This is a genomic window from Paramixta manurensis (assembly GCF_013285385.1).
In the GTDB taxonomy this organism is placed as follows: Bacteria; Pseudomonadota; Gammaproteobacteria; order Enterobacterales; family Enterobacteriaceae; genus Paramixta; species Paramixta manurensis.
Window position 1 is genome coordinate 907768 of sequence record NZ_CP054212.1, and the last position, 21087, is coordinate 928854.

The 21087-nt window shown below is 53.2% G+C and carries 20 protein-coding genes; 12 read left to right on the forward strand and 8 right to left on the reverse strand.

Annotated features, from left to right (window positions below; all coding sequences use genetic code 11):
* Nucleotides 1-15 precede the first annotated feature (15 nt).
* From murC to mutT, 9 genes are all read left to right on the forward strand, one after another.
* Complete coding sequence (murC, locus tag PMPD1_RS04410; protein ID WP_173632900.1) at nt 16-1494, forward strand: UDP-N-acetylmuramate--L-alanine ligase; 1479 nt, start codon at nt 16-18, stop codon at nt 1492-1494.
* On the forward strand, nt 1487-2407 hold the full coding sequence (locus PMPD1_RS04415; protein ID WP_173632901.1) for a D-alanine--D-alanine ligase: 921 nt from the start codon (nt 1487-1489) through the stop codon (nt 2405-2407). The genes murC and PMPD1_RS04415 overlap by 8 nt, the downstream gene beginning before the upstream one ends.
* A gap of 1 nt (nt 2408) precedes the next feature.
* Nucleotides 2409-3248, forward strand: a complete 840-nt coding sequence (gene ftsQ / locus PMPD1_RS04420) for a cell division protein FtsQ (protein ID WP_173632902.1) — start codon at nt 2409-2411, stop codon at nt 3246-3248.
* Entirely contained in the window at nt 3245-4501 is a 1257-nt protein-coding gene (gene ftsA, locus PMPD1_RS04425) for a cell division protein FtsA (RefSeq protein WP_173632903.1), read from the forward strand. The genes ftsQ and ftsA overlap by 4 nt, the downstream gene beginning before the upstream one ends.
* Before the next feature lie 72 nt (nt 4502-4573).
* On the forward strand, nt 4574-5728 hold the full coding sequence (gene ftsZ, locus PMPD1_RS04430; RefSeq protein ID WP_173632904.1) for a cell division protein FtsZ: 1155 nt from the start codon (nt 4574-4576) through the stop codon (nt 5726-5728).
* A 101-nt stretch (nt 5729-5829) separates the two neighbouring features.
* Nucleotides 5830-6747, forward strand: coding sequence for a UDP-3-O-acyl-N-acetylglucosamine deacetylase (gene lpxC, locus PMPD1_RS04435; protein ID WP_173632905.1), 918 nt, complete (start codon nt 5830-5832; stop codon nt 6745-6747).
* A gap of 300 nt (nt 6748-7047) precedes the next feature.
* Nucleotides 7048-7557, forward strand: a complete 510-nt coding sequence (secM, locus tag PMPD1_RS04440; RefSeq protein WP_173632906.1) for a secA translation cis-regulator SecM — start codon at nt 7048-7050, stop codon at nt 7555-7557.
* Between the two features lie 88 nt (nt 7558-7645).
* Nucleotides 7646-10351 carry a preprotein translocase subunit SecA gene (gene secA / locus PMPD1_RS04445; RefSeq protein WP_173632907.1) on the forward strand — a complete coding sequence of 902 codons (2706 nt, stop codon included), beginning with the start codon at nt 7646-7648 and terminating at the stop codon, nt 10349-10351.
* A 68-nt stretch (nt 10352-10419) separates the two neighbouring features.
* Nucleotides 10420-10824 carry an 8-oxo-dGTP diphosphatase MutT gene (mutT, locus tag PMPD1_RS04450; RefSeq protein WP_173632908.1) on the forward strand — a complete coding sequence of 135 codons (405 nt, stop codon included), beginning with the start codon at nt 10420-10422 and terminating at the stop codon, nt 10822-10824.
* 34 nt (nt 10825-10858) lie between these two features.
* Here mutT and yacG read toward each other — a convergent pair whose 3' ends face one another.
* Genes yacG through coaE form a run of 3 tightly spaced genes read right to left on the reverse strand, consistent with a single transcriptional unit; the run spans nt 10859 to nt 12437 of the window.
* Entirely contained in the window at nt 10859-11065 is a 207-nt protein-coding gene (gene yacG, locus PMPD1_RS04455; protein WP_173632909.1) for a DNA gyrase inhibitor YacG, read from the reverse strand.
* A gap of 12 nt (nt 11066-11077) precedes the next feature.
* Nucleotides 11078-11821: a cell division protein ZapD gene (gene zapD / locus PMPD1_RS04460; protein WP_173632910.1), complete on the reverse strand. Its 744-nt coding sequence runs from the start codon at nt 11819-11821 to the stop codon at nt 11078-11080.
* A gap of 4 nt (nt 11822-11825) precedes the next feature.
* Nucleotides 11826-12437 carry a dephospho-CoA kinase gene (gene coaE, locus PMPD1_RS04465; RefSeq protein ID WP_173632911.1) on the reverse strand — a complete coding sequence of 204 codons (612 nt, stop codon included), beginning with the start codon at nt 12435-12437 and terminating at the stop codon, nt 11826-11828.
* A gap of 238 nt (nt 12438-12675) precedes the next feature.
* On the opposite strand from coaE, the gene PMPD1_RS04470 reads away from it, so the two are divergent.
* Nucleotides 12676-13716, forward strand: a complete 1041-nt coding sequence (locus tag PMPD1_RS04470) for a GMP reductase (protein ID WP_173632912.1) — start codon at nt 12676-12678, stop codon at nt 13714-13716.
* 70 nt (nt 13717-13786) lie between these two features.
* On the opposite strand, the gene hofC is transcribed toward PMPD1_RS04470, so the two are convergent.
* From hofC to nadC, 4 genes are all read right to left on the reverse strand, one after another.
* Nucleotides 13787-14986 carry a protein transport protein HofC gene (hofC, locus tag PMPD1_RS04475; RefSeq protein ID WP_173632913.1) on the reverse strand — a complete coding sequence of 400 codons (1200 nt, stop codon included), beginning with the start codon at nt 14984-14986 and terminating at the stop codon, nt 13787-13789.
* A complete protein-coding gene (gspE, locus tag PMPD1_RS04480) occupies nt 14979-16379 on the reverse strand; it encodes a type II secretion system protein GspE (RefSeq protein ID WP_435529730.1) in 1401 nt (466 codons plus the stop codon). Before gspE ends, hofC begins: the two co-directional genes overlap by 8 nt.
* Nucleotides 16379-16828 (reverse strand): prepilin peptidase-dependent pilin, encoded by a 450-nt coding sequence (gene ppdD / locus PMPD1_RS04485; protein WP_173632915.1) that lies wholly within the window; start codon nt 16826-16828, stop codon nt 16379-16381. Before ppdD ends, gspE begins: the two co-directional genes overlap by 1 nt.
* Before the next feature lie 203 nt (nt 16829-17031).
* Nucleotides 17032-17922: a carboxylating nicotinate-nucleotide diphosphorylase gene (gene nadC, locus PMPD1_RS04490; protein ID WP_173632916.1), complete on the reverse strand. Its 891-nt coding sequence runs from the start codon at nt 17920-17922 to the stop codon at nt 17032-17034.
* A 237-nt stretch (nt 17923-18159) separates the two neighbouring features.
* On the opposite strand from nadC, the gene ampD reads away from it, so the two are divergent.
* Together ampD and ampE are read left to right on the forward strand one after the other, a co-directional pair.
* Nucleotides 18160-18735: a 1,6-anhydro-N-acetylmuramyl-L-alanine amidase AmpD gene (gene ampD, locus PMPD1_RS04495; protein ID WP_173632917.1), complete on the forward strand. Its 576-nt coding sequence runs from the start codon at nt 18160-18162 to the stop codon at nt 18733-18735.
* The gene (gene ampE / locus PMPD1_RS04500) at nt 18732-19586 is read left to right on the forward strand and encodes a beta-lactamase regulator AmpE (RefSeq protein WP_173632918.1); all 855 of its coding nucleotides are present in this window, start codon (nt 18732-18734) and stop codon (nt 19584-19586) included. Before ampD ends, ampE begins: the two co-directional genes overlap by 4 nt.
* Before the next feature lie 45 nt (nt 19587-19631).
* Here ampE and aroP read toward each other — a convergent pair whose 3' ends face one another.
* A complete protein-coding gene (gene aroP / locus PMPD1_RS04505; RefSeq protein WP_173632919.1) occupies nt 19632-20990 on the reverse strand; it encodes an aromatic amino acid transporter AroP in 1359 nt (452 codons plus the stop codon).
* Between the last annotated feature and the right edge of the window lie 97 nt (nt 20991-21087).

The window sequence follows — 21087 nt, forward strand, 5'->3', positions numbered from 1 at the left end:
GGCATAAAGAAACAGATGAATACACAACAATTGGCAAAACTGCGTTTAATCGTGCCCGAGATGCGTCGCGTCCGGCACATTCACTTTGTTGGCATCGGTGGTGCTGGCATGGGCGGTATTGCCGAAGTGTTGGCGAATGAAGGCTATCAGATTAGCGGCTCCGACTTGGCGCCGAACGCGGTAACGCAACATTTAACGGCGCTTGGCGCGACGATTTACTTCAATCATCGTCCGGAAAACGTCAGCGACGCTAGCGTGGTAGTGGTTTCGACGGCGATTTCCCAGGATAACCCGGAAATCGTTGCCGCACGGGAAGCGCGCATTCCGGTGATTCGCCGGGCGGAGATGTTGGCAGAACTGATGCGTTTTCGTCATGGCATTGCCATCGCCGGTACGCACGGGAAAACCACCACAACGGCGATGGTGTCGAGTATCTATGCCGAAGGCGGGCTCGATCCGACCTTTGTTAATGGCGGCCTGGTGAAAGCGGCGGGAACCCATGCACGGTTAGGCAGCAGCCGTTATTTGATTGCAGAAGCGGATGAAAGCGATGCGTCTTTCCTGCATCTGCAACCGATGGTGGCGGTGGTGACCAATATCGAAGCCGACCATATGGATACTTATCAGGGTGATTTTGAGAACCTGAAGCAGACGTTTATCAACTTCCTGCACAACCTGCCGTTCTACGGGCGTGCGGTGATGTGTATTGATGATGCGGTAATCCGCAATCTGATCCCGCGCGTTGGGCGCCATATTACGACGTATGGCTTCAGCGATGATGCCGATGTACGGATCGAGAATTATGAGCAGCATGGCGCGCAAGGGCATTTCACGCTGGTGCGTCACGACAAACCGCTGATGCGGGTCACGCTAAACGCGCCTGGTCGTCATAACGCGTTGAATGCGGCGGCGGCGGTCGCGGTCGCGACTGAAGAGGGTATTGATGATGAAGATATTCTCGGCGCGTTAGAAAGTTTTCAGGGTACCGGGCGGCGGTTTGATTTCCTTGGCGAATTTCCGTTGCAGGCAGTGAATGGGAGCGCGGGAACGGCGATGCTGGTGGACGATTACGGGCATCACCCCACCGAAGTGGACGCGACAATTAAAGCCGCACGCGCCGGATGGCCGGAGAAAAAGCTGGTGATGATTTTCCAGCCGCACCGTTATACCCGCACGCGGGATTTGTATGACGACTTCGCCAATGTTCTTTCCCAGGTTGACGTGTTGTTAATGTTGGATGTGTACGCGGCGGGGGAGACGCCAATTCCGGGCGCGGACAGCCGCTCGCTGTGTCGTACCATTCGCGGGCGCGGCAAGGTGGATCCGATTCTGGTTTCCGACCATGACGCCATCGCCGATATGCTGGCGCCGACCTTATCAGGTAACGATTTGATTCTGGTGCAGGGGGCAGGCAACGTGGGCAGAATCGCCCGCAAACTGGCGGAACAAAAATTACAGCCGCAAACCAATGAAGAAGAGGAACATCATGGCTGAGAAAGTAGCAGTATTGCTGGGTGGAACCTCTGCAGAGCGTGAGGTGTCGCTCATGTCAGGCAACGCGGTGCTGGCGGGATTGAAAGAAGCCGGTATTGACGCGCATGCGGTAGATACCCGTGACTTCCCGGTAACGCGTCTGAAAGAAGAAGGGTTTGATAAAGCCTTTATTGCGCTGCACGGTCGCGGTGGTGAAGATGGCACCCTGCAAGGCGTACTGGAGTTCCTCAAGGTTCCGTACACCGGCAGCGGTGTGATGGCCTCGGCTATCACCATGGATAAATTACGTAGCAAGCTGTTATGGCAGGGCTGTGGGTTACCGGTTTCGCCTTATGTGATGTTAAACCGCCAGCAGATGGATGCGGGCATTGACGGGGCGTTAAGCGAGCGTATTGCGGCTTTAGGCCTGCCGGTGTTTGTGAAGCCCAGCAGTGAAGGCTCAAGCGTCGGTATTTCGCGCGTTAATCATGCTTCTGAACTGCAGGCAGCGCTGGTTGAAGCCTTCCGCCATGACGATGAGGTGCTGGTTGAAGCCTTCCTTAGCGGCCCTGAGTATACCGTCGCGATTTTGGGCGATGAAATTTTACCGTCGATTCGTATTCAGCCAGCGAGTGATTTTTATGATTACGAGGCGAAATATCTCTCTGATGATACGCAGTATTTCTGCCCAAGCGGGTTAACCGCCGAGCGTGAAGCTGAATTAAGCGAAATCGTCATGGCGGCATGGCGGGCGCTGGGGTGCAGCGGCTGGGGGCGCGTTGATGTGATGATGGATGGCGAAGGGCGTTTCTGGCTGCTGGAAATCAACACTTCACCGGGAATGACCAGCCACAGCTTGGTCCCGATGGCGGCGAAGCAGGCGGGGATGAGTTTTTCCCGTTTAGTTGCGCGCATTCTGGAGCTGGCCGACTGATATGTCTCAGGCGGCTTTGAATGTACGCAACCGCGACGCGCAGGAAAAAGCGCGTTCCGGACGCAGTAACGGCACGCGTCTGGCAGGGATTATTTTCCTGCTGATGGTGGTTGGGATCATGTTGTTTGGCGGTTTAGTGGTTCTGAAGTGGATGAATGATGCTTCACGTTTACCACTATCGAAATTGGTGGTGACCGGGCAAATGCACTACACCACCGACGATGATATCCGTCAGGCAATTTTGTCGCTTGGCGCGCCAGGCACCTTTATGTCGCAGAATGTGGATGTCATTCAGCAACAGATTGAACGCCTGCCGTGGATTAAGCAGGTGAGCGTTCGTAAGCAGTGGCCGGACGAATTAAAGATTCATCTGGTTGAGTATGTGCCGGTGGCGCGGTGGAATGATCTGCACATGGTTGATGATGAAGGAAAATCGTTTAGCGTTCCTGCTAACCATGCCGGAAAACAAACCCTGCCGATGCTTTATGGCCCTGAAGGAAGCGAGCAGGAAGTGCTGGCAGGGTACCGTGATATGAGTCAGGTGTTGGCAGTCAGCAAGTTTACGCTTAAGGCCGCATCAATGACGGCGCGTCGTTCATGGCAATTGGTGACCAGCGACGATGTGCGCCTGGAGTTGGGGCGCAATGACAATATGAAGCGCCTGAAACGGTTTATTGAGCTTTATCCGGTTCTGCAACAGCAGGCCATGGCGGAAAAAAAGCGCATCAATTATGTCGATTTGCGTTATGACTCTGGCGCAGCAGTAGGTTGGGCACCGGCATTTATTGAGCCACAGGATAGTAAACAGCAACAGAATCAGGCACAGGCTAAACAACAATGATCAAGTCGACGGACAGAAAACTGGTAGTTGGACTCGAGATTGGCACCGCGAAGGTTGCCGCTTTAGTAGGGGAGGTTCTGCCCGATGGCATGGTCAATATTATCGGGGTCGGCAGTTGCCCATCCCGTGGAATGGATAAAGGCGGCGTAAACGATCTGGAATCGGTAGTAAAGTGCGTTCAGCGTGCGATCGACCAGGCTGAGTTAATGGCGGATTGTCAGATCTCATCGGTTTACCTTGCATTATCGGGCAAACATATCAGTTGTCAGAACGAAATCGGGATGGTTCCGATTTCTGAAGAGGAAGTCACCCAGGAAGATGTAGAGAACGTAGTGCATACCGCAAAGTCGGTACGCGTACGTGATGAACACCGGATCCTGCATGTGATTCCGCAAGAGTATGCGATTGACTATCAGGAAGGGATCAAGAACCCGGTTGGGTTATCCGGCGTGCGTATGCAGGCCAAGGTACATTTGATCACCTGCCACAACGATATGGCGAAAAACATTGTAAAAGCCGTTGAACGTTGTGGCCTGAAAGTTGACCAACTGATTTTCGCCGGCCTGGCATCCAGTTTTGCCGTGCTGACTGAAGATGAGCGTGAACTCGGCGTTTGTGTGGTTGATGTAGGCGGCGGCACGATGGATATCGCGGTATATACCGGCGGCGCGCTGCGTCATACCAAAGTGATTCCGTATGCCGGGAACGTGGTAACCAGCGATATTGCGTATGCCTTTGGTACGCCGCCGACCGATGCGGAAGCGATCAAAGTGCGGCACGGTTGCGCGCTGGGTTCGATTGTCGGTAAAGATGAAAACGTTGAGGTGCCGAGCGTGGGCGGACGTCCGCCACGTAGCCTGCAACGTCAGACGCTGGCTGAGGTGATTGAACCGCGTTATACCGAACTGTTGAATCTGGTCAATGACGAGATTCTGCAATTACAAGAGCAATTACGCCAACAGGGCGTTAAGCACCACCTGGCGGCCGGTATCGTGTTAACCGGCGGGGCGGCACAAATTGAGGGGCTGGCGGCCTGTGCGCAACGCGTGTTCCACACGCAGGTGCGTATTGGGCAGCCGCTGAACATTACAGGATTAACGGATTACGCGCAGGAGCCTTACTACTCAACGGCAGTAGGCTTATTGCACTACGGAAAAGAGTCTCATCTGAACGGTGAGGCGGATGTTGAAAAAAGAGCGTCAGTCGGCAATTGGTTTAAACGTATTAATAGCTGGCTGAAAAAAGAGTTTTAATTTTAGAAAAAGGGGATCATGCTAGCAGTATTTAGTGATCTCCAGGCGACAGGCACATAACGGAGAGAAATTATGTTTGAACCTATGGAATTAACCAATGACGCGGTGATTAAAGTCATCGGCGTCGGCGGTGGCGGCGGTAACGCCGTAGAGCATATGGTACGCGAGCGTATCGAAGGCGTAGAGTTCTTCGCGGTGAATACCGACGCGCAAGCGTTGCGTAAAACGGCGGTTGGCCAGACTATCCAAATTGGTAATAACATCACCAAAGGTCTGGGCGCAGGCGCAAACCCGGAAGTGGGTCGTACTTCTGCCGAGGAAGATCGTGAAGCACTGCGTTCCGCGCTTGATGGCGCGGATATGGTGTTCATTGCAGCCGGTATGGGCGGCGGCACCGGGACCGGCGCGGCGCCGGTCGTGGCCGAAGTGGCTAAAGATTTGGGTATTCTGACCGTTGCGGTGGTGACCAAGCCTTTCAACTTTGAAGGCAAGAAACGCATGGCGTTTGCCGAGCAGGGGATCGCTGAGCTGTCTAAGCATGTGGATTCTCTGATCACTATCCCTAACGACAAGCTGTTAAAAGTTCTGGGCCGCGGTATTTCGCTGCTGGATGCTTTTGGCGCAGCGAATGACGTGCTGAAAGGCGCGGTGCAGGGGATTGCGGAGCTGATCACGCGTCCAGGGCTGATGAACGTCGACTTTGCCGACGTGCGCACCGTGATGTCTGAAATGGGCTACGCGATGATGGGGTCCGGCGTGGCTTGTGGTGAAGACCGTGCGGAAGAAGCCGCTGAAATGGCGATTTCGAGCCCGCTGTTGGAAGATATCGATCTGTCTGGTGCGCGCGGCGTGCTGGTCAACATCACCGCTGGTTTCGACCTGCGTCTGGATGAGTTTGAAACGGTAGGTAACACCATCCGTGCATTCGCGTCCGACAACGCTACGGTGGTGATCGGTACTTCTCTTGATCCGGAAATGAACGATGAACTGCGCGTGACCGTGGTTGCTACCGGTATCGGCATGGACAAACGTCCGGAAATTACGCTGGTTACTAACAAGCAATCCAGCCAGCCGGTTATGGATCATCGCTACCAGCAGCACGGTATGTCTCCACTGCCTCAGGAGCAAAAACCGGCGGCGAAAGTGGTGAATGACCAGTCTGCGCAGTCGAACAAAGAGCCTGATTATCTTGATATTCCAGCCTTCCTGCGTAAGCAGGCGGATTAAGAATATCCTGAGAATTGGGATTCTCCGCTCTTTGTGCTAAAATGTTCGCCCGCTGGTATAATACACTGGCGGTCGGATGAGTAATTTTGCGAGATAATACGATGATCAAACAACGGACATTAAAACGTATTGTTCAGGCGACTGGTGTCGGTTTGCATACCGGCAAAAAAGTCACCCTGACGTTACGCCCTGCGCCGGCTAATACCGGGGTCATCTATCGTCGCACTGACTTGAATCCACCGGTTGATTTCCCGGCTGATGCAAAATACGTGCGCGACACCATGCTAAGTACTTGCCTGGTGAATGATGAAGGCGTGCGTATTTCAACCGTAGAACACTTGAACGCGGCGCTTGCTGGCCTCGGCATTGATAACATTATTGTGGAAGTTGACGCGCCTGAAATTCCAATTATGGACGGTAGCGCAGCGCCATTTGTGTATCTGTTGCTGGACGCAGGCGTGGAAGAATTGAGCAGTGCGAAGAAGTTCGTACGCGTCAAACAGGCCGTGCGGGTTGAAGATGGTGATAAATGGGCCGAGATTAAGCCTTATAACGGCTTCTCTCTGGATTTCACTATTGATTTTCAGCACCCGGCGATTGATGCCAGCTCACAGCGTTATCAATTGAACTTCTCTGCGGAAGCGTTTATGCGCCAGATCAGCCGCGCACGTACTTTCGGCTTTATGCGTGAAATCGAATACCTGCAATCTAAAGGCCTGTGCCTGGGTGGTAGTTTGGATTGCGCTATTGGTCTTGATGATTTCCGCGTACTGAACGAAGACGGTTTACGTTTCGAAGATGAGTTTGTTCGTCATAAAATGCTGGATGCAATTGGTGACCTGTTTATGTGTGGTCACAATATTATTGGTGCATTTACTGCCTTTAAATCAGGCCATGCGCTGAATAATAAATTGCTGCAAGCGGTGTTGGCGAAACAGGAAGCCTGGGAATGGGCGACCTTCGAAGACGAAGCTGAACTGCCGTTGGCATTCAAGGCACCTAATCTGGTTCTGGCATAAGCCTGAACCTGCTCTAACGACTGGTTAAGTTGGCACTCTCTCCGGCCAGCAAGACCAGTCGTTTTATTTTCTGTTTCCTTCCCTGATAGCGGCTGCAACTTCCCTGGTTATTTGTCGATCAATCGCCTGGTTCCTGAGCAAAGTGCGCGTTTTCCGCCAGCTTTATCGATCTCCTGATGTCGAAGACGAGCAATGATGGTAATATTTGCCCTCGTTACAGAGTTGCTGTGTTGAACGCAGCCTCCTCATTCAGATTTTATTACGGCGGCGATGCAGAGTAGCGCGCCCGGTGGGACCAGAGTGATCGGTATTTTTAATCGTTGGCGACAATTTGGCAGGCGCTATTTCTGGCCGCATCTCCTGTTGGGGATGGTCGCGGCGAGCTTAGGGTTGCCTGGCGCCCACGCGCAAAACACCGAGAAAAATAGTTTCTCAGAGTCCTCGTCCAACAGTTTATCGATTGGAAAGGTCGCCCGGTTTGACAGTTTGGCGCTGTTGCAGGAAAGCGCGCGTCGCCCCACGTTTAACGTCGACTACTGGCATCAGCACGCCATTCGCACCGTTATTCGTCATCTCTCCTTCACGCTGGCCCCACAAGGGATGCCAGACGCGGAACAGGCTCTGCCCCTTGCGGTTCAAAAGCTGGCGTTGATTGACACGCTTAACGCGCTGTTAACCCGCGAAGTACGTCCGCCGGTCATCATTCGTCGTACGCAGAACCTGCGTACGCCAATCATCTCTGAGTACCACACCGGCCTATGGCTGGCACAGGTACGCGGCATTCGCGCCGGGCCTTACATTCTCAGTTGATCGAACCCACCGTGGGTTCTTTGCTTTGTTTTAGCCATAACTAATGATAAAAACCGCCGTATGCGGTTGAAATGAGAATGTATTTACCATGTTAATCAAACTATTAACCAAAGTATTTGGTAGCCGTAACGATCGTACCCTGCGCCGCATGCGTAAAGTGGTCGAGGTCATCAACAAGATGGAGCCGGATTTTGTCAAGCTCTCTGATGATGAACTAAAAGCAAAAACCAATGAATTCCGCGCCCGCCTGGAAAAAGGCGAAGTGTTAGAGAATTTGATCCCGGAAGCGTTCGCCACCGTGCGTGAAGCCAGTAAACGTGTGTTTGGCATGCGCCACTTTGATGTGCAGTTACTGGGCGGTATGGTGCTCAACGATCGTTGCATTGCTGAGATGCGTACCGGTGAAGGTAAAACTCTGACCGCAACGCTGCCGGCTTACCTGAACGCTTTGAGCGGTAAAGGTGTGCACGTGGTTACGGTGAACGACTATTTGGCACAACGCGATGCGGAAAATAACCGCCCGCTGTTTGAATTTCTGGGATTAACCGTCGGTATCAACTTGCCGGGCATGCCGGCACCGGCAAAACGTGAAGCTTATGCTGCGGATATCACCTACGGCACCAACAACGAATATGGCTTCGATTATTTGCGCGACAATATGGCGTTTAGTCCGGAAGAGCGCGTGCAGCGCAAGCTGAATTATGCGTTGGTGGATGAGGTTGACTCGATTCTGATTGATGAAGCGCGTACGCCGCTGATTATCTCCGGCCCGGCGGAAGACAGTTCTGAACTGTACATCAAAGTTAATAAAATTATCCCGCGTCTGATCCGCCAGGAAAAAGAAGATTCCGACACTTTCCAGGGGGAAGGCCACTTTTCGGTGGATGAGAAAGGGCGTCAGGTACACCTGACCGAGCGCGGCTTGGTTTCTATCGAAGAGTTACTGGTTAGCGAAGGCATTATGGAGGAGGGAGAATCCCTCTATTCGCCTACCAACATTATGTTGATGCACCATGTTACCGCGGCTTTACGTGCGCACGCGTTGTTCACCCGCGATGTGGATTACATCGTCAAGGATGGTGAAGTTATCATCGTTGACGAGCACACCGGTCGTACGATGCAGGGCCGCCGTTGGTCAGATGGCTTACATCAGGCGGTTGAAGCAAAAGAAGGCGTTGAAATTCAAAATGAAAACCAAACGCTGGCCTCAATCACTTTCCAGAACTATTTCCGTTTGTACGAAAAGCTGGCCGGGATGACCGGTACGGCGGATACCGAAGCGTTCGAATTTAGCTCGATTTATAAGTTGGACACCATCGTCGTGCCAACCAACCGCCCAATGGTACGTAAGGATCTGGCCGATCTGGTTTATATGACCGAAAAAGAGAAGATCGACGCCATTATCGAAGATATCCGCGAGCGTACCGCAAACGGTCAGCCAGTGTTGGTTGGGACCATCTCGATTGAAAAATCAGAAGTTGTGTCAAATGAACTGGCGCGCGCCGGTATTCAACATGCGGTGCTGAATGCCAAGTTCCACGCCCGTGAAGCAGATATTGTTGCGCAAGCCGGTCAGCCGGGAGCGGTTACTATCGCCACCAACATGGCGGGTCGTGGTACGGATATTGTGCTCGGTGGTAGCTGGCAGGCAGAAATTGCGGAGCTGGAAGCGCCGACCGAAGAGCAGATTGAAGCGATTAAAGCCGCCTGGACATTACGCCATGACGCGGTTCTGGCGTCCGGTGGTTTACATATTATTGGTACCGAGCGCCATGAGTCTCGCCGTATTGATAACCAGCTGCGCGGCCGTGCCGGTCGTCAGGGCGATCCGGGCTCATCACGTTTCTATCTGTCAATGGAAGATGCCTTGATGCGTATCTTCGCCTCCGATCGTGTTTCCGGCATGATGCGTAAGCTGGGTATGAAACCCGGTGAAGCGATTGAGCACCCGTGGGTGACCAAAGCCATTGCTAATGCCCAACGTAAAGTGGAAAGCCGCAACTTCGATATTCGTAAGCAACTGCTGGAATACGATGACGTGGCGAACGACCAACGCCGCGCTATTTATAGCCAGCGTAACGAACTGCTGGATGTGTCGGACGTAAGCGAGACCATCAACAGTATTCGTGAAGATGTTTTCAAGGCGACAATCGATAGCTATATCCCACCACAATCCCTGGAAGAGATGTGGGATGTGCCGGGTCTGGAAGAACGCCTGAAAAATGATTTCGAACTGGAGCTGCCGATCGCGGAGTGGCTGGATAAAGAGCCAGAGCTGCATGAAGAAACATTGCGTGAGCGTATTATGACGCAGGCAAAAGAGGTTTATGCACGTAAAGAAGAAATCGTTGGCACCGAAATGATGCGCAACTTCGAAAAAGGCGTGATGTTGCAAACGCTTGATTCGTTGTGGAAAGAACATCTGGCGGCGATGGATTATTTGCGTCAGGGGATCCATTTGCGTGGCTACGCGCAAAAAGATCCGAAGCAGGAATACAAACGCGAGTCCTTCTCAATGTTTGCCGCCATGCTGGAGTCACTGAAATATGAAGTGATCAGTACGCTAAGTAAGGTACAGGTTCGCATGCCGGAAGAAGTTGAAGCGATGGAGGAGCAACGCCGTCAGGAAGCTGAGCGCTTAGCGCAACAGCAGCAACTGAGCCATGTCGATACTGAAACCGAGGCGGCGGTCGCGCTGGCTGCGCAAACCGGTGAACGTAAAGTCGGGCGTAACGATCCTTGTCCTTGCGGTTCCGGTAAAAAATATAAACAGTGCCACGGTCGTCTGGCCTGAGTTAATAACGCGATGCGGCGGCCCCATCGGTACCTCAGCCGGGGGCTGCTCTCACCAAGGAGTGCGCGATGAAGCACCTGCAAGTGGCCGTTGGTATTATTCGTAATGCTAATCAGGAAATTTTTCTTGCCCGCCGCGCGGCTGATTCACATATGGCGAATATGTGGGAGTTTCCCGGCGGCAAAATTGAACCCGGTGAAAGCGCCGAGCAGGCGTTAAAACGCGAACTATTGGAAGAGACGGGGATTGAGGTGACGCAGGCAAAGGTTTTTGATCGGGTCGATCATACCTATCAGGACCTGCGCGTCACGCTGCATTTTTTCCTCGTAGAAGCGTGGAATGGCGAACCTTTCGGACGGGAAGGGCAACCGCAGCGTTGGGTCAAGCAGCGTGATTTAGTCGCCGAAGAGTTCCCTCCGGCCAACTACCCGCTGGTTGCGCGTTTGAAAGCCGAGTCGCACCAGAACCACTGAGCGGCTGAGGAAGGCCGCTCTCTGGTTCAACTCATTAATCGGATGGAAAATCCGCTTCGCTCCAGCCTTCAGAGTCTGTCCTTTCACCGCTGCTTGCGATGCGTTTTTCCTCTGCGGCCCACTCACCTAAATCAATCAACTGGCAACGTTTGCTACAGAAGGGGCGCCACGTACTTAGCTCATCCCAAATCACGTCTTTGCCGCAGGTGGGGCAATTGACTACGGTTACTTCTTCATTCATTACGACAACCTTTTAACAACAGGCGAGCTCGAAATCGAGCCGGCCGGGTACTTCACCGCGCTCGCTGTCCAGCGGCAGAAAGCGGATGGCATAACGGCTCTTATGGCCGGAAACTTGAGGATAAAGCGAATCTTCCAGCGTTAGTTGTAAACGCAGGAGATCGGCACCCTCCGCATTATCCTGGAAAAAGCCATTCAGGCTAGTCTGATGGCGGAAGACCCCCGACTGACGGATCAGATCAAGCAGTAAGGTGAGCGCATCGCGGATCGGATCAAGTGATGCCAGCCAGCGGGCGACTTGTCGATCGCGCTGTTCTTGGGCAATATGGAGCCAGATATGCAGGGTGGGCAAATCAAAACTACAACAACCGCCAGGAATGCTCAGGCGCTGACGAACTAACCCGATCAAACGGTCTTCGCGTAACGTTTGGCCGATACGCGGCGCGGCCATCAATTCCGTCGCGCGCGTTTTTAGCGTCTCACGCAGTGCCGTAACGCGCTCTTGATCTACGCCAGGAACTTCCAGCCAGGCGCGCATTTTTTGCTGCTGCCGCTCCAGTTCTTTCAGGATTTCGGTGCGTAACTCACCGCGTTCAAAGACATCCAGCAACTCTCCAACGTTACGGAAAAAAGTTAGCGCGCTCCGATGATCGCTGATGTTGCTACTTTCCTGTAGCTGATTGATCAAAAACTCTATACGTAACCAGGTACGCATTTTTTCATTCAGGGGATGTTCAAAAAGAACGATAGTAGCCATGCGATTAATCCTGTTCTGTTGCCTGCGCCAACGCGCGATAGCGTTGATTTAATTCGGCAACAAGCGGCAGCACCGCATCGGGCGAACCGCTGTTATCTATAACATCGTCCGCCACGGCAAGGCGCGCTTCACGCGTTGCCTGGGCGGCCAAAATACTGTGTGCCTGTTCGCGACTGATATGATCGCGCGCCATGGTGCGTTCCAACTGAATCTCAGGCGCAACATCTACCACCAATACGCGATCTGCTTCACGATGCAAGTTGTTTTCTACCAGCAGCGGTACCACCCATAAGCACCACTTCGAATGGGCGGCCGCCAGTTGGCGACGCGTTTCCGCATGAATTAACGGATGCAATAATCCATTTAACCAGGCTTTATCCGGCGGCGAGCTAAAAATTCTTGCCCGCAGATTGGCGCGGTTTAGTGACCCGTCGCTATTTAACATTCCTGCACCGAACTGCCTGACTATGGCCTCCAGCGCGGGCTGGCCAGGTTCGACAACCCGCCTTGCGATAACGTCGGCATCAATAACATCTACGCCTAGCCGGGCAAAGGCTTGTGCAACGGTGCTTTTTCCGCTGCCGATGCCACCGGTCAGCGCGACGGTATAGCGCATAAGTTTCTGTATCCGGTTATCTTTGCGGCAACTCTTTTTCGACCCATTCGCGGCATCAGTGCCGGAAATTCGGGCGCTCGATCACAAAGAAAATTTTCAGGTAAATTTATGGGATTGTAGCGTAAATAAAGCAACTTTCGCAGTCTTGTCGGCGCGTTTTTAGCGCGTATGATAGTTTCACTGGAGCTGGCTGCAGCACCCGATCTCCCGATCGTCGCCAAAAACCAGGAAAGTTGTTATGCGTATTGAAGAAGATTTAAAACTCGGTTTTAAAGATGTACTGATCCGCCCTAAGCGTTCCACGCTAAAAAGCCGCTCGCAGGTAGAGCTTGAGCGCCAATTTACCTTTAAACATTCCGGTGTTGCCTGGTCAGGCGTGCCGGTTATCGCCGCCAATATGGATACTGTTGGGACTTTCCGTATGGCCGAGGCGCTGGCTTCATTCGATATTCTTACCGCCGTACACAAGCATTACAGCGTGCAGCAGTGGCAGGAGTTTGTCCAGCGCGCGCCGGAGAATGTTCTCAAGCATGTGATGGTTTCTACCGGTACGTCCGATGCCGACTTCACCAAAATGCAGCAGATCCTGGCGTTATCTCCGGCGCTGAACTTTATCTGTATTGATGTTGCTAATGGCTACTCCGAGCATTTTGTCGAGTTTTTACAACGCGCGCGTGAAGCATGCCCGGGCAAAACCATTTGTGCCGGTAACGTGGTCACCGGCGAGATGGTCGAAGAGCTGATCCTCTCCGGTGCGGATATCGTTAAGGTTGGGATTGGGCCGGGTTCGGTATGTACTACCCGGGTGAAAACCGGCGTAGGTTATCCGCAGCTTTCGGCAGTAATTGAATGCGCCGATGCGGCACACGGTTTGGGCGGGCAAATTGTCAGCGACGGCGGTTGTGCCGTGCCGGGCGATGTGGCGAAAGCATTTGGCGGCGGCGCGGATTTCGTGATGCTCGGCGGGATGCTGGCGGGTCATGACGAATGCGAAGGAACAATTGTCGAAGAAAACGGTGAACAGTTTATGCTGTTTTACGGCATGAGCTCGGAGTCGGCGATGAAACGTCACGTTGGCGGCGTCGCGGAATATCGTGCGGCGGAAGGAAAAACCGTGAAGTTACCGCTGCGCGGCCCGGTTGATGCCACTGCACGCGATATTCTCGGTGGCTTGCGCTCGGCCTGTACCTATGTTGGCGCAGAACGGTTAAAGGAACTGACCAAACGCACCACCTTTATCCGGGTTGCCGAGCAAGAAAACCGCCTGTTTAACCGCTAATTATGCGGGGATTCCGGAGTTGGCCGGAGGTTTCCGGCCATACCGGGCGAGTATCCCGCTCACAACGGCTCTACCCCAACGCATCGCCCAATCCAAAAATGGGCAGATACATAGCAATCACCAGCGTACCGACAATTCCGCCAATCACCACCATCATTAATGGCTCCAGCGTTGCCGCTAACGTATCGGCTAGCTCATCCGTATGGTTCTGATGCCATTGTGCTAAACGGGCCAGTAGTTCTTCCAGCGCCCCCGATTCTTCACCGACTTTAACTAACTGGTAGCATAACGGCGTAAATAGCGTATGCCCGACCAGCGCCTGATGTAATGGCAGACCGCTGGCGATGTGCTGTTGCAACTGGTGAATCGCTTCGCGCCAAAGTTGCCCGGAGACGGTTTTCTCTACCGCTTCCAGCCCCTGTAGTAAGGTTAAACCTGCGCGTTGAGTTAGCGTTAAAGTGGTAAATATCTGGCTAAGCTGGCTACCGCGCCACAAACGAGAAATGAGCGGTAAACGTAAAAGGAGGCGTTGTTCCCGGCGTTGCCAGGCAACAGAGCGCTTACGTTGATAGCGCCATAGCACGCCACTCGCAACGCTGGCTAACAGCATCGGAAGCGCCAGTTGTTGTAACCCACTTGAGAGTTGCATAACCAGCGCGGTAAAAGCCGGTAACGGCGCGTTAAAGGCGCGGTAGATAGTGACAAACTCCGGCAGCACAAACAGCAGCATGCCAGCGGTGACGGCCAATGCAATGCATAAAATAAACAGCGGGTAACGCAATGCTTTGATGACTTTTTTCTGTAACTGTTGTTGGCGCTCCTGTTGCTGCGCCAGCCGTGCGCAGCATTCTGTTAGTTGCCCGGTTAACTCGCCAACCTGCATCAACGCAGGGAAGAGGGGAGAAAACACCATCGGCCAGCGAGCTAAGGCCTGTGAAAACGGCACGCCTTGCGCCACCTCGCGGTGCAACTCTGTCAATAGCGCGCGCCAGCCCGGATGCGCATGATTCTCGCCAAGCTGCTTTAGGCTTTCAGACAAGGTAATGCCCGCCCTAAGCAGGGTAGAAAGCTGATGCAAAAAAGTGATTTTTTGCGTTTGCCGCCAGTCTCGGGCGCGATAGCGTCTACCACGCGTGCAGTTTAACGGTGCGTAGTCGCGGGTTAGCAGCAGTGTTATCACTTGCTGGGTAGGTTGGACCAGCAGTTCGCCCTGAACCCTATCACCTCGCGCATCCAGCGCTTGCCAACGATAAAGTGTACAACTAGTCATCGACAAGGCCCACGACACGATTTACCTCCTCCAGCGTGGTTTCCCCTCGGCTTACCGCATGCAGACCTTCAACAAACAGCGAGTTCATTCCCTGTTGTTTTGCCAGTTCGGTCAACATTTCAACGGGGCTATGGTTTGCAATGGCATTCTGTAACTTCGCGTTTATCGGCAGCAGTTCAAACAGCGCCAGGCGACCATAATACCCGGAAAAGCAGTGATGGCAGCCGGCAGCACGCCACGTTTGCAGCGTACCAGGCCACAGCGCCGAGGGAATGTGTGCAACCGCGGTTGCCGGTTGCCGACAGCGTGGACACAGCCGACGAACCAAGCGTTGGGCGATCACCAGTTTTAACGCGGAACCGAGTAAGTAGCCAGGGATGCCCATTTGGCTAAGCCGCGTAATGGTTTCGCAGGTAGAGTTAGTGTGCAACGTCGACAGGACTAAGTGCCCGGTTTGCGCTGCTTTTACCGCAATCTCAGCCGTTTCGCCGTCGCGTATTTCGCCAAGCATAATGACATCCGGGTCTTGGCGGAGTAGCGCGCGCAGCACAAGATGAAAGTCGAGGCCGGTCTTGAGATTGATTTGCGTCTGATTAACGCCAGCCAGTGGAATCTCTATCGGATCCTCGACACTGCTTAGGTTTCTGCCCGGTTGGTTTAACGCGTTCAGGCCGCTATATAAGGTAAAGGTTTTCCCGCTACCGGTAGGGCCGGTGACTAAAATTAGCCCTTGCGGCCGGGCCAGCGCCTGGCGATAACGGCTTAATGCGGCTGACGACATCCCGAGCGTGTCTAACTCCAGTGGCTGTGATTCGTTTTGCAGCACGCGTATTACCGCCTTTTCTCCGAAACGGATCGGCAGCGTAGAGAGACGAAAGGATTCGGCGTTACCGGCAATAGGGTGCGTAAACTGCCCATCTTGTGGGATGCGTCGCTCCGCAACATCCAGATTCGCCAATATTTTCAGGCGTGCAATCATTGCCGCCGGAGAAAGTTCGCGCGGTGCCGGTAAGATTTGTAAAACACCATCAATGCGTAAACGGATACGTAAGCCATGCAATTGAGGCTCTATATGAATATCGGAGGCGCGTTTTTGTACTGCCGTTGCTAATAGCTGCTCCACCCGTTCAATTGCGCTTTCCTGTGAAATGTCGCGCTTCAACGTTTGCGAGGCATCCTGTTCGCGTTCATGAGCGGATAAATGCTGCTCCAAACGCGCCGCAGGCCACTGCTCACATTCGACATCCAACTGACTGGCGAAACGCAATGCTTCGAGCACTTGTGCCGATGGCGTTTCAGCCATGGCGATTTTTATTTTTTGCGCCGTTTGTTCCAGTATTGCGATTTGATAACGCTGGCACAGCGCCTCAAGCGTTCGCTGTTGATGGCTCATCATTGCGCCTGCGCGTCGTCAAAACGGAATACATCACGGCAATTATCCCGCAGACCAGTATTCTCGCTGGCGCAGTCACGTTGCCATACCATACTTCCTTCATTATTGTTCCACTGAGGCGTCACGGTCACAGTCAGGCCATTAAGACTCTCTTGCCCCACCAACGTAATGATACCACCACTCACCGTTAACCCGCTGACATAGCGTGAACCTTTGGGCTCCGGAATACCCTGGTTACCGGCATTACAGGCTGCAATGCCTCCGTGCTCAACGGCGCAGAGTTCTACGGCCGTTTTATACGGCACCATGGTTTGCAACATATCGGTAAGCGCGGCTTTGCGCAGGTAGTTTTGATAAGCCGGTAAGCCAATCGCGCTAAGGATGGCAACAATACCAATCACAATCATCAGTTCAATCAGCGTAAACCCGCCTTCATTTTCCTTTTTCATCTGCTTCTCCTTGTTGATCGCGTGCTCATGCTGACGCTGAAGAAAAGGCAATACCAGCAGGTGTGTGAGTGAATGGAAGGCGTCGCCAGAAATTTATTCTGCTGTTGCATGGGTAACAGAAAGGTTGCGCGCAACGGCTCAAGCTGAGATAGCGGAAGATAAAATGAAAACGGCCGCGAGGAGCGGCCGAGCGTTAAGCGTGATTAGCGAAAGCGCATAGAAAGATCTAGCGCGCGAATATGCTTGGTCAGCGCACCAACGGAAATATAGTCGACGCCGGTTTCGGCAAAGGTGCGCAGCGTCTCATCGGTCACATTGCCGGAAACCTCTAACAAAGCGCGGCCTGCGGTGATCTGCACCGCTTCGCGCATCTGCTCAACGGTAAAGTTATCCAGCATGACAATATCGGCCCCAACGGCCAGCGCTTGCTCAAGCTCGGCAATAGATTCTACTTCTACTTCGATCGGAACATCCGGATGCAGCCACAGGGCCTTTTCTACCGCGTCTCGGATAGAGCCAGTGGCAATAATATGGTTCTCTTTGATTAAAAAGGCATCCGACAAGCCCAACCGATGGTTATTACCGCCACCGCACAACACCGCATACTTCAGTGCGGTACGTAAACCGGGCAGCGTTTTGCGGGTATCCAGTAATTGTGTGCGGGTGCCTTCCAACTGCGCGACATAATGGCTGACTTCGGTAGCGACGCCGGAGAGCATTTGTACGAAGTTTAACGCAGTGCGCTCAGCCGTTAACAGCAGCCGGGCCGGCCCTTCTATTTCAAACAGGACTTGGTTGACGTGAATGGCATCGCCATCTTTCACCTGCCAGTTTACTTGTGCGCGATTGCCCAATTGAATAAAGATTTCTTCCACCCAGCGTTTACCACAGAAAACACCGGCTTCACGGGTAATCACAGTAGCGTGCGCCTGTTTGTCGGAGGGAAGCAGGCTGGCGGTAATGTCGTTATCGGCATCAACTTCGCCGCCCAGGTCTTCCCGAAGCGCTTGGGCTACGCTAGCGGGGATATCGTGCTCAACACGCTCCAGCAAATCAGCGCGACGGCTGACCGGATCGTAGCGGCGAGTGGTCATGAAACACTCCGAAAGTCGGACAAGAAAGTTCAATCACTCTAACCGGTTTATTACGCGGTTACCAGCGTAAATCAGGATAAAAGTTTAGTATCCTGAACATGCCGCTAAGGCACATTTAGAACTGTTGCGGTCATTTTTTTACCTCATGATATAGCGAGGCGTTAGAAGACACATCACATGATAATGTCGAGAAAAATCATGCTACTCTGACGGAAAGGTTAATAAGGAGAGCGAGGCATGCAGTTGCAAGAAGGCTGGATTGTCGGTGCCCGGCGTGTGATATCGCCGCATTTTAATTTTCGCCCGGAAGGGGAGGCGCCTTCGCTATTAGTGATTCATAACATCAGCCTGCCGCCTGGGGAGTTTGGCGGCCCGTGGATTGACGCGTTATTCACCGGCACGCTCGATCCGGATCACCATCCTTTTTTCGCTGAAATTTGGCAATTGCGCGTCTCCGCGCACTGCCTGATCCGCCGTGATGGTGAAATTGTGCAATACGTTCCCTTCGACAGGCGCGCCTGGCATGCGGGTATCTCCTGTTATCAGGGGCGCGATAACTGTAATGATTTTTCGATCGGTATTGAGTTAGAAGGAACCGACACCTTGCCGTATACGCCAGAGCAATATGCAGCGCTGCAGTCGGTGACACGGCTACTAATGCAACACTATCCGATCACGCCAACACAGATTACCGGCCATAGCGATATTGCGCCGGAGCGTAAAACCGATCCCGGTCCCGCTTTTGATTGGGATACTTTTCGCCGGGGCTTAGGTGAATCCAACAACCCCATGACGCCGGAGCAAGAGGTATGACGCTATTTAGTCTGTTATTGGTTTTAGGTTGGGAACGCCTGTTTAAAATGGGTGAACACTGGCAGCTTGACCATCGTCTGGCGCCGCTATTCCAACGGCGTCATCGTTTTTCTCTGTTTCGGACTCTGTTGATGACGCTGGTCGCGATGGCGATAGTGCTGGTGGTGATTTTGTCGCTGCGTGGGCTGTTTTTCGGCGTGGTGCAATTGCTGTTTTGGATTCTGGTCGGATTGTTATGCATTGGTGCGGGATCGGTCCGGCTGCATTATCACGCGTATTTAAAAGCAGCCAGCCATCAGGATGACCATGCGCGTGAGGCGATGGCGGAAGAGCTGACGTTAATCCACGGCATGCCGGTTGATTGCGATGAACGCGAATACCTGCGTGAACTTCAGAACGCACTGGTATGGATTAACTTCCGCTTCTACCTTGCGCCGTTGTTTTGGTTTGTCGTCGGTGGCCCCTACGGACCGGTATTGTTGGTCGGCTATGCTTTTCTCCGCGCCTGGCAGAGCTGGCTGGCGCGCCATCACACCCCGTTGGAGCGTTCACAGTCCGGCATTGATGCGGTTTTACATCTTGTGGACTGGGTCCCGGTTCGTTTAGCGGGCGTGGCGTACGCATTGTTGGGGCACGGCGAACGCGCGCTTCCGGCATGGTTCGCTTCACTTGGCGATCGCCATAGCTCGCAATACCAAGTCCTGACCGGCTTAGCGCAGTACTCGCTAGCGCGCGAGCCACATCTTGATAAGGTCGAAACGCCGCGCGTGGCGGTAACATTGGTGAAGAGAGTCTCGTTGGTATTAGTGGTGGTGGTGGCGCTATTAACGATTTACGGCACGCTGGTTTAGTCAGTAGAAATAAACCGGCCGACGTGATGTCGGCCGGCAAATACACTATGACGCTTTTTGCGCTCTATTTTTTATCATATAGCCAATGGCTAAGATGACCAGCCAAACCGGAATTAACCACACCGAAATCGCCATCCCCGGCGTCATCAGCATGATCACCAGAATAGCCGCCAGAAAGACCAGGCAAATCCAGTTACCCGCTGGGTAGAACAGCGCTTTAAAACGCGTGGTCACGCCCTGCTGATTTTTCTTTTTGCGGAATTTCAAGTGAGCAAGGCTAATCATCGCCCAGTTGATAACCAGCGCCGAAACCACCAGCGCCATCAACAGGCCCAGTGCCTCGCCCGGCATCAGGTAGTTAATCAGTACGCAGATAGCGGTGGCGATTGCAGAGACGCCAATCGCAACATAAGGTACGCCGCGTTTGTCCACCTTCAGCAACGCTTTCGGGCCGTTCCCTTGTTGCGCCAGGCCGTACAGCATACGGCTGTTACAGTAAACGCAGCTATTGTAAACCGACAGCGCCGCCGTCAGGATGACAACGTTCAGGGCATTTGCCACCAAACTATCGCCCAATTCATGGAAAATCATCACAAAAGGGCTACCGCCTTCAACGACTTTGGTCCATGGATAAAGCGACAGCAGCACTGCCAGCGAACCAATGTAAAAAATCAGGATGCGGTAAAGCACTTGATTGGTCGCTTTCGGAATACTTTTTTCCGGTTCATCCGCTTCCGCCGCGGTGATACCCACCAGCTCCAGCCCGCCAAACGAGAACATCAACACTGCCATCGCCATCACCAGGCCATTGACGCCGTTCGGGAAAAAGCCGCCCTTAGCCCAAATATTGCTCACGCTGGCTTCTGGCCCGCCGTGCCCGCTAAACAGCAGCCAGCCGCCGAAGATAATCATGCCGATGACCGCCACCACTTTAATAATGGCAAACCAGAACTCCATTTCGCCATACACTTTGACGTTGGAGAGGTTGATAGCATTGATCAATAAGAAGAATGCCGCCGCGGATACCCAGGTAGGAATTTCCGGCCACCAGTACTGTACATAAATCCCTACCGCCGAGAGCTCCGCCATGGCGACCAGCACATACAGCACCCAATAGTTCCAGCCCGACGCGAAACCGGCAAAGTTACCCCAGTATTTATAAGCGAAGTGGCTAAAGGACCCCGCAACTGGCTCTTCCACCACCATTTCGCCTAACTGACGCATAATCATAAAGGCAATAAATCCGCCAATGGCGTAGCCAAGCAGTACGGAAGGGCCGGCCATTTTGATCGTCTGTGCGATCCCCAGAAAAAGGCCCGTCCCCACGGCACCACCCAACGCGATCAACTGAATATGACGGTTCTTTAAGCCCCGTTTCAGCGTCTCGCCTTGCTGTTGTTCCATATAAAACCTCGTGATGTATTTATTTTTTTGCGCCGGTTAACCGGCACCTTACTGACGGGCTACCTGCCGCTGTAAGCGTATTATTACAAATAACGTA